This is a genomic window from Glycomyces halotolerans (assembly GCF_054779575.1).
This window is the reverse complement of record NZ_BAAGXZ010000010.1, coordinates 134,373-150,866: the sequence shown is the minus strand read 5'-3', so window position 1 is coordinate 150,866 and position 16,494 is coordinate 134,373. Positions and strand designations below refer to the sequence as shown.

The window sequence follows — 16,494 nt, the reverse complement described above, 5'->3', positions numbered from 1 at the left end:
CGGGAGGCGCCATCGGCGGCGCCTGGCCGGGCGGGGCGTACGGCGGGGCGGCCGGCGTCCCGTAGGCCGGCGGCGCGTATTGCGGCTCGCGCGGGAAGCCCCCGAGCGGCGGCGGCAGCGGCGCCCCGCACTGTGGGCAGCGACGCTGCATGGACGTCAAGTACTTACCGCAAGCGCTGCAGCTGTTGTCGTCCACGGGAGCCTCCTCGGGGTGGAGCGTCGTCAGTCGGGCATCTCAACAACCATCGTGCCATCAGTCGGTGGCAGCCGGTATCCGCCTTCCCGTAACTCGCTCGATGGCGTCGCCGTTTCGGGTTCCCGGCTGAGGAGACCCGAAACCGTGTCCGAAACGCTCGGACTCGGGGAATCCGGCGAGTCGTCCTCGGTGGGTGTCGTCTCGGACGGCGACGGCTCGGCCGAGCTCGGCGAGGGCGAGTCCGACGGTGTGGGCGAATCCGACGGCGTGGGGCTCGGGCTGGGAGTCGGACTCGGCGTCGGCGTCGGGCTCGGAGAAGGGCTCGGCCGGACCGGCTCGCTCGGGCTCGGAGAGGGGCTCGGTCGGAGCGGCTCGCTCGGGCTCGGCGACGGGTCCGGGGCATCGCCCGTTCCGCCACCGCCGCCCGGGTTCCCGGTCGCGTCGTCGTCGCCCTCGCCGGTCTTGACCGCGTCGACCACGCGGTGCGCGCCGGCGAAGTTCTGGAACCAGATCGAGCTGATCTTCACCACATCGCCCGTACGGGGGGCCTGCACCATCTTGCCGTCGCCGAGGTACATGCCCATGTGGTAGACCGACCTCCAGTCGCCCGGCATGTCCCACCAGAACAGCAGGTCCCCCGGCAGCAGGTGCTCGGTGTCGACCGGCTTGTCGCGGGTGGCGTTGAACTGGTCCTTGGCCACGCGCGGCAGCGAGACGCCCGCGTAGGCGTACGCCGACTGCGTCAGGCCCGAGCAGTCGTAGGTGTCCGGGCCTTCGGCGCCCCACTCGTAGGGCTTGCCCAGCTGCGCCAGCGCGAACTCCACGGCCCGTTTCGCCTCCGGGGCGGCGTCCCAGCCGTTGACTTCGGAGGAGAACTCCCCGGAGTATTCGGCGGCGGCCTCTTCGCGCGCCTGCTCGAGCTCTTCGAGTTCGGCCTCGTTCTCCTCGACGAGCTCGTCGAGGGTCTCCTGGGCCCGCCGGTACTCCTCGTCGAGGACGGTGAAGCGGCCCTCGGCGCGCTCGGCCGACAGGGCCGCGGCGTCGTGGGAGGCGTGGGCGACCGACTCGGCGGTCGCGGCCTGCTCGACCTGCTCGGTCAGTCCCGGCAGGTCCCACTCGCCGCCGAGCGGGGTGAGGCCGTTGAGGTCGGGCAGGTCGGTGTCGGGCGTACCCGAGAGGTCGGTGTAGGCCTCGCCGGCGGCCCGGTCGAGGGCCTCCTGGGCGGCCTCGAGCTCCTCGGCGGCCTCGGCCCAGGCGAGCTGGGCGGCCTGGAGCCGCTCGTCGCGCTCGAGCAGTTCCTCTTCTGCGGCGGTGCGCTCCTCGGCCAGCTGCGCGACCGCGATCTGGGCCTCCTCGATCTCCGCGGCCAGGGGTCCGTCGGTGGTCTCGGGGTTGGACACCGGAGTGTCGTCGGTCGCCTCGCCCAGGGGGCGGGTGCCCTCGTCGGGCACCGTGTCGCCGGGCTGTGCGAAGGCCGGCAGAGCGCCTCCGAACAGGACCGCCGCCGCGCCGACCGCTGCGAGCAGGCGGGCCCCGAACCGTTTCACGCGCATGTGAGGTGTCCTTCTGTGGGGGATGCCACGAATACTCTACCCAAACCGCACCAACCTCGCGTTCAGGGCCGTCACACGTCGCTCGTGCGCCCGAGCCGTCGGGCCGAGACGGCGTTAGGCTGGCCGGACCGACCTATGGCGCGCAAGCTTCGCCACGGACGACCGGAAGGTGTGAGGGCAGTGTCAGTTCACGACTCCGCAGGCGTCGCCGACGACGAGGAGACCGCCGCGTTCAAGGCGCGCATCGAAGCGAAGCTCGCCGCCGGTGAGCGGTTGACCTTCGAGGACGGCGTCGGCCTCTACGAGATCGACGACCTGGCGTGGCTGGGGCGGCTGGCGCACGGGGTGCGCACCGCCAAGAACGGCGAGCGCACGATGTTCAACGTCAATCGGCACCTGAACCTCACCAACGTCTGCTCCGCCTCGTGCGCCTACTGCTCGTTCCAGCGCAAGCCCGGTGAGGCCGACGCCTACACCATGCGCGTCGAGCAGGCCGTGGCCCTGGCCGAGCAGATGAAGGACGACGCCCCGACCGAGCTGCACATCGTCAACGGCCTCCACCCGACGCTGCCGTGGCGCTACTACCCCAGGGTCCTGGCCTCGCTGAAGGAGACGCTGCCGCAGGTCAACCTCAAGGCGTTCACCGCCACCGAGGTCCAGTGGTTCGAGAAGATCTCGGGGCTGTCGGCCTCGGAGATTCTCGACGAGCTGATGGAGGCCGGACTGGAGTCGCTCACCGGCGGCGGCGCCGAGATCTTCGACTGGGAGGTCCGTCAGCACATCGTCGACCACGACTGCCACTGGGAGGACTGGTCGCGCATCCACCGCCTCGCCCACCAGAAGGGCATGCGGACCCCGGCGACGATGCTGTACGGCCACATCGAGGAGCCGCGCCACCGCGTCGACCACGTGCTGCGGCTGCGCGAGCTCCAGGACGAGACCGGCGGGTTCAGCGTCTTCATCCCGCTGCGCTACCAGCACGACTTCCACGACTCCAAGGACGGCAAGGTCCGCAACAAGCTGCAGCCGCGCACGACCATGGCCAGCCCGGCCGAGTCGCTCAAGACCTTCGCCGTCTCCCGGCTGCTGCTCGACAACTTCGACCACGTCAAGTGCTTCTGGGTGATGCACGGGCTCGACGTGGCGCAGCTGTCGCTGTCGTTCGGCGCCGACGACCTCGACGGGTCGGTGGTGGAGTACAAGATCACCCACGACGCGGACGACTACGGCACGCCCGACAAGATGAGCCGCGAGGACCTGCTCGAACTCATCCGCGACGCCGGATTCCGGCCCGTGGAGCGCAACACCCGCTACGAGGTGGTGCGCGAGTACGACGAGCCCGAGTCGCTCGCCGAGCGACGCGCCGAGCCGCAGTCGGTGAGGTTCTAGTGGCGCCGGACGCGGACCGGCGGGAGCGACCGGTGATCGATACGCTCGGCCAGCTCGTCGGGACCGTCCTGGCCTACGCGGTCATGGGCGCGATCGCGCTGGTGGTGGTCGACTTCCTGTTCATCGTCGTCGCCGGCGGCGAGTTCGGCCGCATCTCGGGCTGGATCGCCGCGCTGCCGACGGTGTTCGTCTTCACCGAGCAGTTCCGCCGCTACGAGGGCGGCTCGCGCTGGGTCGTGGCCGTGGGCGGGGTCGTGCTGGGCATCGGCGCGGGCGCGGCCGCCGCGGTCCTGGTGCCGCAGACCTGGCCGCCGCTGGCGACCGGCGGCGTCGGCGGCCTGACGGCGGCGCTGGCGTACTCGGTCCTGTGGTACTCGGGAATCAGAGCCTATGGAGAGGAGCGGGCGTGAACCCCGTGGTCAAGTACTTCCTGGCGCGGCTGGCGCTGTTCGCGGCGATCGCCGCGCCGCTGAGTTTCTTCATCAACGTGCTGCTGGCGCTGCTGATCGGCCTGATGGGGTCGCTGCTGCTGTCGACGGTGATGCTCAAGGGCATGCGCGGCGAGATGATCGACCACATCGACGCGCGCGTGAAGGCCCGCCGCGAGGAGCGGGAGCGGCTGCGGGCCGAGCTGCGCGGCGACTCCTGAGGCCCTAGGACGAGCGCATCAGCTCGGTGCAGATCTGGAGTGTCTCGGCCGCTCCGGCTTCGAGGGCCTTGCCGTAGTGCTTCAGCCAGGACCGGACACCGTCGGGGGTGCCGGTCGACCAGGCGCGCTGCGCGCCGACGTATTCGGGGTGGCGGTCGAGGTGCCCGGCGTTGACGGTGATGAGCAGGTTCGGGTCGAGTCCTTTGCTCGCCAGCGCGACGCGGGCCGCGCCGCGGGCGACGAGGTTGTTCGCGACCGGGAACGGCTGGATGGCCAGCAGCTCGCCGTGGACGACCGCGGCGCTGAGCGCGGGCGGGATCTCTTTGGCGGGGCTGGCGACGAGCGCGCACATCGCGTCGATGCGGGCCGCGCCCATCTTGTCGACTTCGATGCGGCCGGGCTCGAACTCGTGGCCGGAGTCGGGGAAGTCGCGGGAGGCCAGCAGGTGGAGTTTGGCCAGGACGTACCGGGGCGAGACGGCCCAGACGTCGACGAGGGCCGGGAGCGCCTCGACCACGCGCATCGCGCCGCTGACGATCGGGTCGGAGAAGTCGCCGGCGCGCAGCCGCTCGACGTCGCAGTCGTACCCCTCGAGCGCCAGGGTCGCCGAAGCGTCGTGCAGGGCGACCTCCGCGGCGACGTGTTCGTTGTCGCTGCGAAGGGCCTCGTGCCAGAGCATGCGGTCGACGTTGGCTCTGGCGTTCTCAAGGGCGTCGGCGACCTCGGAGAGTTCGAGTAGAGGCGCGAGAGGATCCACGGGCGGAACCTTACCGGTTGGTGGTGAAGCGGATACGCGGCACCGGGCGGGCAGGAGGGCAGTCACAGATGCTACCTAAGTTCGCGCTTCACCACTTGCCACTGCGGTGGCGTGTTTGGGACGGATGTTCGGATCGTGGCATTCCCGCCCTGCATGAGCGAGGAACCGTTCGCCCTGGGGCCGTTCGCCGACCGCCGGTCGCGCGCTCGTCTCCCGCTGGTCGAAGGCGCACTGGTCTTCGGTTGTAAAACCTGCGTTTCGCGGTAGTGTAACCGGCAATAGACCTGCCTCACAGTAACTCGCTGTAAGGAGCGAATACCCGTGACCGAAACCCCGCAAGAGACACTCGCCAACCTCCTTTCGGAGGACCGCACGTTCCCCCCGCCCCCCGAATTCGCTCGATCGGCGAACGTCACGGAGTCCGCCTACGAAGAGGCCGCCGCCGATCGTCTGGGTTTCTGGGAGCGGCAGGCGCGCCGCCTGGATTGGGCCAAGGAGTGGGACCAGACGCTGGACTGGTCGAACCCCCCGTTCGCGAAGTGGTTCGTCGGCGGTGAGCTCAACGTCGCCGCCAACTGCCTGGACCGGCACGTCGAGGCCGGACTCGGGGACCGGGTGGCCATCCACTTCGAGGGCGAGCCGGGCGATTCGCGCGCCGTGACCTACGCCGAGATGCTCGATGAGGTCAAGCGCGCCGCCAACACGCTCACCGAACTGGGCGTCGAGGCCGGTGATCGGGTCGTGATCTACATGCCGATGATCCCCGAGGCCGCCGTCGCGATGCTGGCGTGCGCCCGCATCGGTGCGCCGCACTCGGTGGTCTTCGGCGGCTTCAGCGTCGATGCGCTGTCGAGCCGCATCGACGACGCCGGAGCGAAGCTGGTCATCACGGCCGACGGCGGTTTCCGCAAGGGCAAGGCCAGCGCCCTGAAACCCACTGTGGACTCCTCGGTGGAGCGCTGCCCGAGCGTCGAGAAGGTCCTGGTCGTGCGCCGCACCGAGCAGGAGGTCGACTGGAACGAGGGGCGCGACCTGTGGTGGCACGACACGGTCGGGCGGGCCTCCAGCGAGCACGAGGCGCGGTCGTTCGACGCCGAGCATCCGCTGTTCATCCTCTACACCTCGGGCACCACCGGCAGGCCCAAGGGCATCCTGCACACCTCCGGCGGCTACCTCACGCAGGCGTCGTACACCCACCACGCGGTGTTCGACCTCAAGCCGGAGTCCGACGTGTACTGGTGCACCGCCGACATCGGCTGGGTCACCGGGCACTCCTACATCGTCTACGGCCCCATGTCGAACGGCGCCACGCAGGTGATGTACGAGGGCACCCCCGACACGCCGCACACCGGCCGGCTGTGGGAGATCGTCGAGAAGTACGGCGTATCGATCCTCTACACCGCACCGACGGCGATCCGCACCTTCATGAAGTGGGGCGACGACGTCCCGGCCCGCTACGACCTCTCGAGCCTGCGCGTGCTCGGCAGCGTCGGCGAGCCGATCAACCCCGAGGCGTGGATGTGGTACCGCCGGCACATCGGCGGCGACCGCTGCCCGGTGGTCGACACGTGGTGGCAGACCGAGACCGGCGCGATCATGGTCTCGCCGCTGCCGGGCGTGACCGCCGCCAAGCCGGGCTCGGCGCAGCGGCCGCTGCCGGGCATCACCGTCGACGTGGTCGACGAGGAGGCCCGGTCGGTGCCCGACGGCGGCGGAGGCTTCCTGACCATCCGGGACCCGTGGCCGTCGATGCTGCGGACCATCTGGGGCGACGACCAGCGGTTCATCGACACCTACTGGTCGCGCTTCGAGGCCATGTACTTCGCCGGCGACGGCGCCAAGCGCGACGCCGACGGCGACATCTGGCTGCTGGGCCGGGTCGACGACGTCATGCTCGTCTCGGGCCACAACATCTCCACCACCGAGGTGGAGAGCGCTCTGGTCAGCCATGACACCGTCGCCGAGGCGGCCGTGGTGGGGGCCTCGGACCCGGTCACCGGGCAGGGCATCGTGGCGTTCGTGATCCTGCGCGGCGCGGCCGACTCGGGCCCCGAGCACCTGGCCGAACTGCGCAGCCACGTGGCCAACACGCTCGGGCCGATCGCCAAGCCGCGCCAGGTCATGGTCGTCTCGGAGCTGCCGAAGACCCGCTCGGGCAAGATCATGCGGCGGCTGCTGCGCGACATCGCCGAGGACCGCGAGCTCGGCGACGTCACCACCCTCCAGGACAGCTCGGTGATGGCCCGCATCAAGCAGGGCCTGTCGCTGACCGCCGAAGACTGACAGAGCGTGATATCCGCCACCAAACCAGTGGGGGCGGAGTGACGCATATAAACCAGTACACGAGTGACGGGACGACCTGTAGTCGTCCCGTCACTCAGTAGCGGCAAAGGCTCGCTTTCCGATAGGGTTTCGTCACTACCCCAGCACATTCGCCTCCCTGGAAGGAGCCTCATGCCCGAGACCCCGAAACAGCCGGAGCCGAGGCGGATGCCGCGTATGCCGCAGATGCCGAAGCGGCGCGTGGTCCCCAAGGTCCGCAAGGCCCGCAGCGAGGTCGCCCGGTTCCTGCGCATCGAGACCACCGGCGGGGTACTCCTCCTCATCGGCGCCGCCCTGGCGCTCATCGCCGCCAACTCCCCCCTCTCGGAGCTCTACGAGGACGTCCGGCACACCTACCTCGGCATCGAGGGCGTCTTCATGCTCAACGTCCAGCACTGGGCCTCGGACTTCCTGCTGGCGTTCTTCTTCCTCGTGGTCGGCCTCGAACTCAAACGCGAACTCGTCGTCGGCGAACTGCGCGACATCAAACGCGCCATGCTCCCGGTCATCGCCGCCGCCGGCGGCGTCATCGCGCCCGCGGCCATCGCCATCGCCGTCGCCTGGGGACAGCCCGGCGGCGCCGACGTCTGGCCCGTGCCGGTCGCCACCGACATCGCCTTCGCCGTCGCCGTGCTCGCGCTGTGCGCCCGCAACCTCCCCTCGAGCCTGCGGATCTTCCTGCTCACCCTCGCCATCGCCGACGACATCGGCGCGATCGCCATGATCGCCATCCTGTACTCCGAGCCGCTGTTCATCCCGCTGCTCGTCTTCATCGCCGTCATCGCACTGTGGACCTTCCTGCAGGCCAAGCGCGTCAAGTCCGTCTGGGTCTACATCCCCCTCGGTCTGGCCGCATGGGTCGCCCTCTACGAGGCCGACGTCCACGCCACCATCGCCGGCGTCGCCCTCGGCCTGGCCACCCGCGTCAAGCGCGACAAAGGCGAGCACGAGGCCCCGGCCCTGGCCGTCGAGCACGCCCTCCAGCCCTTCAGCGCCGGATTCGCCGTCCCGGTGTTCGCGTTCTTCTCCGCCGGCGTGGCCCTCAACGCCGAGGCGCTCAGCGCCTTCGCCGCCGACCGGGTCGCCCTGGCCGTCGTCGCGGGCCTGTTCCTCGGCAAGACCATCGGCGTCACCCTCGGGGCGATGATCGCCCACCGCCTCGGCTGGGGACGATTGGCGCCCGACCTGACATGGACCGACATCGCCGGCGTCGCGGTGCTGTGCGGCTGCGGGTTCACCGTCAGCCTCCTCATCGCCGAACTGGCCTTCGCCGATGCGGCCCAACAGGACCTGGTCAAGACCGGCGTCCTGGCCGGCTCGACGCTCTCGGCGATCGTCGGCGCCGCGCTGCTCAACGCCCGCTCGCGTTCCGTCCGCCGTCAACGCGCCGCGGCCTGACCTCGTACGCTCTTGTCCGTGAACCGCAGGAACTTCGCCGACAGCGCCGCGCTCAAGGCCGGGCCGTGGCATCACCGGCACATCGACGCCAACGGCTCCCGATTCCACATCGCCGAGGCCGGAGAGGGCCCCCTGATCATCCTGCTCCACGGCTTCCCGGAGTTCTGGTGGGCCTGGCGCCACCAGATCCCCGCGCTGGCCGACGCCGGCTTCCGTGTCGTGGCCGTCGACCTGCGCGGGTACGGGGCCTCCGACAAGCCGCCGGGCGGATACGACGCCTACACCATGGCCGCCGACGTCGTCGGCCTCGTCCGGGCGCTGGGCGAACGGGAGGCGACCGTCGTCGGCCACGACCTCGGCGGCATCCTCGGCTTCGCCGCCGCGGCCTTCCACCCGAAGCAGTTCCGCTCCCTGATCGTCCTGGGCGCGGCCCACCCGCTGCGCCAGCGGGCCGCGCTGGCGGTCGACCCCAAGGGCCAACTGTCGGCCTCCAAGCACCTGTTCGCCTTCCAGATGCCGCGCTACGAGCACAAGCTGACCGCCTGGGACGCGCGCAAGGTCGCCGACCTCATGTACTGGTGGTCGGGGCCGCGGTGGCGCGGCACCCAGGACTTCCAGGCGTACGTGCGCGCCTGCCGCGACGTCATCCAGATTCCGCAGGCGGCCTTCTGCGCGCTTGAGGCGTTCCGCTGGCCGTTCCGGACCGCGATCGGCCTGGCCGGGCGGCGGTTCGTCAAGCTCCTGCAGCGGCCGACGCCGGTGCCGACGCTGCAGCTGCACGGCTCCCTGGACTCGTGCGTGCTGCCGCGCACGGCGCAGGGCTCGGGCCGGTACATCCAGGGCCGGTACGAGTGGAAGCTGCTGGAGAACATCGGGCACTTCCCGCAGCAGGAAGTGCCCGAGACGGTCACCAAGGAGATCATCCGCTGGGCCGGGTGACCGGTGCGACGCTCGGGCACTAGCCGGACGGCCGGTCGGTCTGGCACCCAGGTGATGCTGGAGGAATCCAAAAGGGACCGGAGCGCTGCGGCTTCCGGCCCCTTCCCCTCTGACTCCGACGAACCCTCAGGCGGCTCGGCTGACTTCTCCTCGCGTCGGCAGGGCGGCCGGAGCCGGACCCCGCAGGTGGCGTGCGAACAGGCCGCGGCGCGCCGAAGCGACGCCCGAGGCCAGCCGACCGAACAGCGAGGGGCGGTCCTCGACCACCGGAGCGTCCGGCAGCGCCGAACGCGCCTCCTCGTTCATCAGCTGCAGTGCCACGATCGCGAATGGTTCCATTGCGGTGTTCCTTCCGGGCGGTGGTGCGACATACGCGCCGCGCCGGTGCGGCGGTGAGGCCGGCGACCGGTCGGTGTCCGGCTGGATTCCCACCGGGCCTCGCGCTCAACCATGCGCGCCGAGTGTCACCGGGGCATTACGCCCGAAGAAATCGCCGACAACCCCCGGTAAAAAGCTCGTGCGAGCGATGGCACCGGTCACAACCGGCACCGACACCGACCCCGAACATGTGCGAGGACTCACTTCCGCCGGCGAGACGACCTTGACCTAGCATGGCGGAGACACCGAGCAGGACGGGTGATGTCGTGGACCGCATCCGCCGGAGGTACGGCACTTTCGCCGCGACACTAGCGGGCCTGGCCGCAGCCGTGACATTGGGTCATCTGCTCGGACCGCACGGTCATCTCCCGACCGGCGGCCACGAGCACCACCACGCCGCCGAAACGACCGCCGCCGACTGCCCGCCCGAACCCGACGCCGACGGCCACCCCGGCCACGAAGAGCGCAACTGCGGCGCCCTCCTCCTTCCCGCCACCACCGAGGCGGCGCTCGACGACGACCGCCCCTCGACCTCGGCCGACGAACTCGCCTCACTCACCGTCCCCACCCGCGCCGACCTCGGCCCCAACGGCCGCGCCCCGCCGGACCGCACCGAACTCCAGATCAGTCGCGTCTAGATTCCCGGCCACCCCGCGAATCCCGACCGACTGAAAAGGAGAACCGTGTACCTCAACGACGCCGACCGCTCCCCCCACCACTACGGAGCGCCCCAGACCCCGCAGGTCCACCACCTCTCCGGCGAGAGCCTGCCACCGCACCGCGACCACACCGCCGGCCGCACACCGCCGCAGCGCGGACACGACTACGAGCCGCCGAGCATCGACGACCCCCGGCCGCGAGGCAAACGCCGCACCGACGCGCGACTGGCCCTGCTCCTGGCGGCACTGGCCAGCGCGACCGCCGGGATCATCCACTTCGCGGCCGCGCCCGCACACGTCTCGGAATGGCCGCTGTCGGGCGCGTTCTTCGTGCTCTCGGGCCTGTTCCAGCTCGGCTGGGCGATCCTGATCCTGCCGTTCGCGGGCCGCTTCCTGGCCGTGGTCGGCATGTTCGCCAACGCCGGGCTCCTGGCCCTGTGGGTCGTCACCCGCTGGCGGGGCCTGCCGTTCGGACCGCACGCGGGAGCACCGGAGGCGATCGGCTTCGCCGACACCCTGGCCGCCGCACTCGAGGCGGCGATCATCGCCGGCGCCTTGTGGGCGCTGCTGCCGCGTGAGCGGCACGGCGTGCTCAAGGCCGGCGGCTACCGGACGGTGGTCGCGCTGGCCGGAATGGCCATGTGCCTGGCGCTGGTCCCCGGTATCGACAGCGCGCTCAGCCACGGCGGTGAGGGCCACACGCACGGCGAGTCGGAAGGCGACGGCCACGATCACGACCACGGCACCGAGACCGAGGAGCCGGGCGCGGAGTCGCCGACGTCCGAGCCCTCGGCGACAGACGGGGCCCCGACCGAAGCGGAGGGGCACGACCATACGCACGCCCCGGGTGAAGAGCACGACTGAGGCGCTCCCGCGGCGGCCGTCCCTCCCGGCGAGTGCGATTCTGGAGCGAAGAGCCGACTCCGGGAGGGCCGCGCCGTGCGTTTCGCCGACTACCGCATCGTGATCACAGGTGCTGGCCGCGGCTTCGGCCGCAGCCTGGCCGTGCATTTCGCCGGCCAGGGCGCCGAGGTGTTCGTCTCGGCGCGCGGCTTCGACGCGGCCGAGCGCGTGTGCGAGGACCTCCGCGGCCGCGGGCACCGGGCCCACGCCTTCACCTGCGACCTGGCCGAACCCGACTCGGTCCGCGACTTCGCCGAGGCGGTGGCCGCGCAGAGCGAACGGATCGACGTGCTGGTCAACAACGGTGCGCCGTACCTGAGCGCGGCGGACTTCGCCGCGGCCTCCGATGACGAGGTCGCCGAGGTGATCGCGGCCGGCGCGACGGGGACCGCGCTGGCGGTGAAGCATTTCCTGCCGCTGCTGGAGCGTTCCGAGCGGCCCGACATCGTCACCATGATCTCGGCCTGCGGCGAACCCGGGCACGACCGCTCAGCGGCCCATGAGGCCTTCTATGCAGCCAAGAGCGCTCAGAGCGGACTGACCGAGATCCTGTCGAAGCGCCTGCGGGCCAGGGGTATCAGAGTGATCTCCTTGTATCCTCCGGATTTCGCGAACTCGGATCCACTGGGCGATGCGTGGGACTCGGCCCCGCGCGGACCGCGAGACCCGCTCACGGCCCAGTCGCTGGTGGACTGCGTGGCCTTCGCGGTCTCGCAGCCGAGGGACTGCTTCATCAAGTCGATGCACTTCGAACAGGCCTGAGCGGTTCCTGCTCGAGATGCCGCGTGGGACTCGAAATTCCTATGCGATGCCATCGGTATGGCGTCGGCGTGCTCCGAACGGTGTTGGGCACACTGGTCGCCCGCTTTCGCTCCTGCCAGCGGTGGCACTGCTCGTGGCGGTGATCCGCGATGGCGGTGGCGGGTTCCCTCACACCTTGGCGTACGCGACTCGGCCTGGGCGCTCCGATGCTCGCAGCGATCGCTCCGGTCGCTGCGAGGCGGTGACGCCCGCCGCCGGGCTCGGTACCCTTGGGCGCGCCTTCCGATCACGATGCTCGCGGCGTCGTGCCGGGTGGTCTTCCGTTTCGGTGCGGACATCGGCCTTTCGGCCCAATGCAGGAGCCTCGTCAACGCGTGACGCACTTGGGCGTCGCGGCGTTCGGCCGAGCCGGTCAGATCGAAGTGGAAGCGCCTCGGACCGCCGACCGGGTTGCCGCGGACATCGATCCGCCAGGCGGCGAGATGGTCGTGGTTGGCATCGACGCCTATGCAGCCGTTGGCAGTAGCGGCTTCCAGGGACATCGTGCCGCGCCGGTCCCGTTTCCACGACGCAGTGAGGTACCACACCTTGCGGTCCGGGTGGAATCTGATGCGATACGCGACCGCTCGACCGGTCAGTATCCTTTCGCGCCACTCCCTGCCGCGGTAGGCGAAGGCGACGGTGCCGGCCAGCACGTAGCGGCCTCTCGGGGCGTTGGCCAGATGTCTCAGAGGGCCGGGCAGGTTGAGTTCCACTCGGCCGCGATCATCGACCCGAATGCTGTCGTTGCCGAAGGGCCGACCGGTTTCCCCGTCGGCGGCCAAGAACAGCCGTGCCGCTCGCCAGCGGAGGCGCCACTCGTCCTCGGTCATCCGGCCGCCTCCAGATGATGCCGCTTGCGCGCCAGATCCTTTCCTCCGCGCACGACGCGGACCCGTTCTGATTCCATGTCTGCGATGGCCTGCGCCAGCCGCGTCTCGAGGCAGGCAAGGCGGCGCGACTTCTCGTGCCATTCGCGGCGTGACCGGTACCCGCCGGGTGAGCGACGAACACCGGGCGCGCCGATCGGCAGGGAGAGCCGATTCCGGAGCACTCTGATCACCGCCTTCAGTCGGGCGATGCGGGAGGCCTGGACGAGCTCGGAGTGAGATCGCGTTTTCGCTCTGCCCATCGACCGGCTCCGGCGCATCGCCGCTTCAGGTCGGCGGAGGCGAGCCCGCCGAGGTGCGTACCGACCGCCCACAAGACGGACTCGTCCTGTGCGGTCAGCCCTTTGATCTTGTCGTTGATCGAAACGGCCGCCGGACCGGCGGCCACCTAAGGCGCCTGGATCGGGCGCAACTCGGACGCGGTCATCAACTCTCCGGATTCGATCGCTTTGACGAAGCTCGGCTGCATGTACTAACGACGCAGGGCGGCTCTAGTGACGGGCCCGCTCGAGAAAAGTTGGAGTCTCGGTCAACATGAAAGAACCACCGACTGCCGTCGGTGGTCGAGGTCGGTGGGCCGCCAGGGACTCGAACCCTGAACCTGCGGATTAAAAGTCCGTAGCTCTGCCAATTGAGCTAGCGGCCCTCGTGCGGAAGAATACCCCACCAAGGCGGGTTTCGCCGGTGGAGGCTGCCGGGCATGGTCTGCGGCACTCGGGTGTCGGTGGCCGGTGCGATCATCGGCGTGAGTGGACTTGGACGGCGCGGCGGCGGATGCGGAGGAGCCGCCGCCGCGCCTATTCGATCCGCGTCACACGTGGCCCTCGGTGGGATTCGGGTCCGCTCCCGCTTGATCGAACAGATGTACTATAAACCATTCGCGCGCCGCTGTGAAGCCGGACCTCGAAGCAGGTAGACTCGCCTGCTGTGCTCATACTGCTGCCTCCGTCGGAAGGGAAGGCCGGTCAAGGCGACGGGCCTCCGCTCGACCTTGGGCGACTCTCCTACCCCGCGCTCAACCCGACCCGGGAGCTCCTGGTCGACCGCCTGGTCGACTTGTGCGCCAACGAGGACGAGGCCGCCTCGGCCCTGAAGCTCAGCGCCCGCCAGCGGCACTTCGTACAGCAGAACCGAGAGCTGCGATCGGCCCCGACGCTCGCCGCCTGGGAGCTCTACACCGGGGTGCTGTACGAGCGGCTCGGGCTCGGCGACCTGCCCGACTGCGACCAAGTGCTCATCGCCTCGCCGCTGTGGGGCCTGCTGAAACCCTCCGACCGCGTCCCTCCCTATCGGATGCCGATGTCGGCCCGGCTCGACGGCCTCGACAAGCTCCCCAAGCTGTGGCGGCCGTCGGTCGCCGACGTCCTCGAACACCGCGATGAACTGTTCATCGACCTGCGTTCGGGGGCCTATACCCAGGTCTGGGGACCGAAACGGCGCGGCGTGTCGGTGCGCGTCTACAAAGAGGACCCCTCCGGCAAGCGCAGCGTCGTCACCCACATGGCCAAGGCCACCCGCGGCGAAGTCGCCCACGCCCTGCTGTCCAGCTGCTCGCAGCCCGAGACGCCGGCCGAGCTCAGCGATTTCCTGGCCTCCCAGGGTTGGAAGGTCGAACTGTCGGAACCGGCCACCCGCTCCAAACCCTGGCTGCTCGACGTCGTCAACGCTCAGTGACCTGAGGTCTTCGCGCGCTCGAAGGAGCGGCGCACCTCCTCCTCGGCTTCGGCACGGCCGGCCCAGGTCGCGCCCTCGACGCTCTTGCCCGGCTCCAGGTCCTTGTACACGGTGAAGAAGTGCTGGATCTCCAGCCGGTCGAACTCCGGCACATCGACGATGTCCCGGTACTTGTCCTTGCGGGGGTCGTCGGCCGGGACGCACAGCACCTTGTCGTCCACGCCCTTCTCGTCGCGCATGCGGAACATCCCGATCGCCCGCGCCCGGATGACGCAGCCCGGGAAGGTCGGCTCCACCATCACCAGCGCGTCCAGCGGATCGCCGTCCTGGCCGAGCGTGTCGTCGATGAACCCGTAGTCCGCCGGATACACCGTCGCGGTGAACAGGGTCCGGTCGAGGCGGATCCGCCCGGTCTCGTGGTCGATCTCGTACTTGTTGGCGCTCCCTTTCGGGATCTCCACCGTCACGTCGAACTCCATCGGCCGACTCTCCTCCAGGCTCGGTTCCACAGCTCTTGATGGCTTAGTCTCTGTGCATGGCCCTCAGTGACAACGACGACCCCGAAGCCACGAGTACTGCGCCACACGGACCGCCTGAGGAGGCCCCCTCCACGTCCAGGGCCGAACGCAGGCAGCGGACGCTCGTTCGGGTCTTCGCCGTTTTCGCCGCCATCGTCACGCTAGCGGCCTCCGCCGGGCTGGTGTGGCAGATCAGGTCCATGGCCGAGCCGCAGACCGGGACGTTCACCGCTCCTGAGGCGTATCCGCCGGCAGAGCCCGAGCCGGTCCTGGCGGCCACCGACACCGGCGCCCCGGTCCCCGACCTGCTCTCGGTCATGCCGGAGTTGCTGAACGACCGGCGGTTCGACGGCGACTTGTCGGCGGTGTTCGCCGACGCGGTGAGCGGCGAGGTGCTCTACGAGCAGCTCGGAGCGGAGGCGCTGACGCCGGCCTCGTCGATGAAACTGGTCACGGCCGTGTCCGCCTACAAGTACCTGGGCGCCGAGTACCGGATCCCGACCACGGTGGTCGAGGGCCCCGACGATGACACGGTCGTGCTGGTGGCCGGCGGCGACATCACGCTGACGATCGACGGCGAGGGCTACTACGGGACCGGCGGCAGCCTCACCGAGCTGGCCGAGGCGGTGCTCGAGGCGCGCGGCGGCGACGCCCCGTCCACGGTCGTGCTCGACACGAGCGTCTTCGCCGACGCCGAGCTGGCCGCGGGCGTCGAGTCCGACGACCTGCCGTACACGCCGCGGATGGCGCCGATCATGGTCGACGGCGGCCGGGTCGACAACACCCAGAAGTACTACAGCTTCCACCACGACCCCGCGCAGGCGGCGCTCGAGGCGTTCGCCGACCTGGTGGGGGCCGCGGCCACCGCCGAGGGCCCGGCCGAAGCGGGCGCGGCAGAGCTGGCGACGGTCTACTCCCAGCCGGTCGCCGGGCTGGTCGACTCGTTCGTGCTCTCCAGCGACAACGGGCTCTCCGACGCGGTCGCGCTGCACACGGCGCTGGCCGTGGAGGGCGAGATGACGTGGGACGCGATCGACCGGATGCATCGGGCGATGCTCGAGGAGTTCGGCATCGACACCTCGGCGCTGGTGTTCGAGGACGGCTCGGGACTGTCGGAGCGGAACCGGATGACCGCCGAGGCGTTCGCGCTGATGCTGCTGGGCGCGGCCGAGTCGTCGGCGAGCACGGTGTTCGAGTCGATGCCGGTGGCCGGCTACTCGGGAACGCTCGGCGACCGCTTCGACTCCGCCGAGGAGGGCGACGGCGTCGTCCGGGCCAAGACCGGGACGCTCAGCGGCGTGTCGTCGCTGACGGGGTCGTTGACCACCGCCGACGGGCGGCTGCTGGTGTTCTCGCTGATCAGCAACGAGCATTCGAATGCGAACGCGGTCCAGGACGCGATGGACGAGGTGACCGCCGCGGTGGCGCAGTGCGGGTGCTGAGGACGGGCCCCGGCCGCCGAGCCGTT

At 70.1% G+C, this 16,494-nt stretch carries 15 protein-coding genes, 1 tRNA gene and 2 pseudogenes; 11 read left to right on the top strand and 7 right to left on the bottom strand.

Going from position 1 to position 16,494, the window contains the following annotated elements:
- Nucleotides 1-196: pseudogene (locus ACYVL2_RS11055) on the bottom strand (hypothetical protein); the annotation flags it as partial.
- Nucleotides 197-222: 26 nt separating this feature from the next.
- Nucleotides 223-1,749: a C40 family peptidase gene (locus ACYVL2_RS11050; protein ID WP_460543158.1), complete on the bottom strand. Its 1,527-nt coding sequence runs from the start codon at nucleotides 1,747-1,749 to the stop codon at nucleotides 223-225.
- 180 nt (nucleotides 1,750-1,929) lie between these two features.
- Here ACYVL2_RS11050 and mqnE point away from each other — a divergent pair, with 180 nt between their 5' ends.
- From mqnE to ACYVL2_RS11035, 3 genes are read left to right on the top strand one after another with little or no spacing between them, the layout of a single operon-like run.
- On the top strand, nucleotides 1,930-3,138 hold the full coding sequence (mqnE, locus tag ACYVL2_RS11045; protein WP_460543156.1) for an aminofutalosine synthase MqnE: 1,209 nt from the start codon (nucleotides 1,930-1,932) through the stop codon (nucleotides 3,136-3,138).
- A gap of 32 nt (nucleotides 3,139-3,170) precedes the next feature.
- A complete protein-coding gene (locus ACYVL2_RS11040; protein WP_460543154.1) occupies nucleotides 3,171-3,548 on the top strand; it encodes a hypothetical protein in 378 nt (125 codons plus the stop codon).
- A complete protein-coding gene (locus ACYVL2_RS11035) occupies nucleotides 3,545-3,787 on the top strand; it encodes a DUF4229 domain-containing protein (protein WP_460543152.1) in 243 nt (80 codons plus the stop codon). Before ACYVL2_RS11040 ends, ACYVL2_RS11035 begins: the two co-directional genes overlap by 4 nt.
- A 4-nt stretch (nucleotides 3,788-3,791) precedes the next feature.
- Here ACYVL2_RS11035 and ACYVL2_RS11030 read toward each other — a convergent pair whose 3' ends face one another.
- The gene (locus tag ACYVL2_RS11030; protein WP_460543150.1) at nucleotides 3,792-4,544 is read right to left on the bottom strand and encodes a Fic family protein; all 753 of its coding nucleotides are present in this window, start codon (nucleotides 4,542-4,544) and stop codon (nucleotides 3,792-3,794) included.
- A gap of 321 nt (nucleotides 4,545-4,865) precedes the next feature.
- Here ACYVL2_RS11030 and acs point away from each other — a divergent pair, with 321 nt between their 5' ends.
- The 3 genes from acs (at nucleotide 4,866) to ACYVL2_RS11015 (ending at nucleotide 9,203) form a co-directional block, all read left to right on the top strand.
- Nucleotides 4,866-6,827, top strand: a complete 1,962-nt coding sequence (acs, locus tag ACYVL2_RS11025; RefSeq protein WP_460543148.1) for an acetate--CoA ligase — start codon at nucleotides 4,866-4,868, stop codon at nucleotides 6,825-6,827.
- A gap of 171 nt (nucleotides 6,828-6,998) precedes the next feature.
- Nucleotides 6,999-8,264: a Na+/H+ antiporter NhaA gene (nhaA, locus tag ACYVL2_RS11020; RefSeq protein ID WP_460543146.1), complete on the top strand. Its 1,266-nt coding sequence runs from the start codon at nucleotides 6,999-7,001 to the stop codon at nucleotides 8,262-8,264.
- 18 nt (nucleotides 8,265-8,282) lie between these two features.
- The gene (locus ACYVL2_RS11015; protein WP_460543144.1) at nucleotides 8,283-9,203 is read left to right on the top strand and encodes an alpha/beta fold hydrolase; all 921 of its coding nucleotides are present in this window, start codon (nucleotides 8,283-8,285) and stop codon (nucleotides 9,201-9,203) included.
- 126 nt (nucleotides 9,204-9,329) lie between these two features.
- Here ACYVL2_RS11015 and ACYVL2_RS11010 read toward each other — a convergent pair whose 3' ends face one another.
- Nucleotides 9,330-9,542, bottom strand: a complete 213-nt coding sequence (locus ACYVL2_RS11010; RefSeq protein WP_460543142.1) for a hypothetical protein — start codon at nucleotides 9,540-9,542, stop codon at nucleotides 9,330-9,332.
- A 305-nt stretch (nucleotides 9,543-9,847) separates the two neighbouring features.
- Here ACYVL2_RS11010 and ACYVL2_RS11005 point away from each other — a divergent pair, with 305 nt between their 5' ends.
- The 3 genes from ACYVL2_RS11005 (at nucleotide 9,848) to ACYVL2_RS10995 (ending at nucleotide 11,905) form a co-directional block, all read left to right on the top strand.
- Complete coding sequence (locus ACYVL2_RS11005; RefSeq protein WP_460543140.1) at nucleotides 9,848-10,219, top strand: DUF6153 family protein; 372 nt, start codon at nucleotides 9,848-9,850, stop codon at nucleotides 10,217-10,219.
- Between the two features lie 45 nt (nucleotides 10,220-10,264).
- The gene (locus tag ACYVL2_RS11000; RefSeq protein ID WP_460543138.1) at nucleotides 10,265-11,104 is read left to right on the top strand and encodes a hypothetical protein; all 840 of its coding nucleotides are present in this window, start codon (nucleotides 10,265-10,267) and stop codon (nucleotides 11,102-11,104) included.
- 75 nt (nucleotides 11,105-11,179) lie between these two features.
- A complete protein-coding gene (locus ACYVL2_RS10995; RefSeq protein ID WP_460543136.1) occupies nucleotides 11,180-11,905 on the top strand; it encodes an SDR family oxidoreductase in 726 nt (241 codons plus the stop codon).
- On the opposite strand, the pseudogene ACYVL2_RS10990 reads toward ACYVL2_RS10995, so the two are convergent.
- Nucleotides 11,877-13,222: pseudogene (locus ACYVL2_RS10990) on the bottom strand (IS200/IS605 family accessory protein TnpB-related protein). The gene ACYVL2_RS10995 and the pseudogene ACYVL2_RS10990 overlap by 29 nt on opposite strands.
- Nucleotides 13,223-13,407: 185 nt before the next feature.
- Nucleotides 13,408-13,480 (bottom strand) — tRNA-Lys (locus ACYVL2_RS10985).
- Between the two features lie 281 nt (nucleotides 13,481-13,761).
- On the opposite strand from ACYVL2_RS10985, the gene ACYVL2_RS10980 reads away from it, so the two are divergent.
- Nucleotides 13,762-14,508 (top strand): YaaA family protein, encoded by a 747-nt coding sequence (locus tag ACYVL2_RS10980; RefSeq protein WP_460543134.1) that lies wholly within the window; start codon nucleotides 13,762-13,764, stop codon nucleotides 14,506-14,508.
- Here the strand turns inward: ACYVL2_RS10980 and ACYVL2_RS10975 are convergent.
- Entirely contained in the window at nucleotides 14,502-14,987 is a 486-nt protein-coding gene (locus ACYVL2_RS10975; protein WP_460543132.1) for an inorganic diphosphatase, read from the bottom strand. The two genes, ACYVL2_RS10980 and ACYVL2_RS10975, sit on opposite strands and share 7 nt — an antisense overlap.
- A 56-nt stretch (nucleotides 14,988-15,043) precedes the next feature.
- Between ACYVL2_RS10975 and dacB the strand changes: the two genes are divergently transcribed.
- A complete protein-coding gene (gene dacB, locus ACYVL2_RS10970) occupies nucleotides 15,044-16,468 on the top strand; it encodes a D-alanyl-D-alanine carboxypeptidase/D-alanyl-D-alanine endopeptidase (RefSeq protein WP_460543130.1) in 1,425 nt (474 codons plus the stop codon).
- The last annotated feature ends 26 nt before the right edge of the window (nucleotides 16,469-16,494 follow it).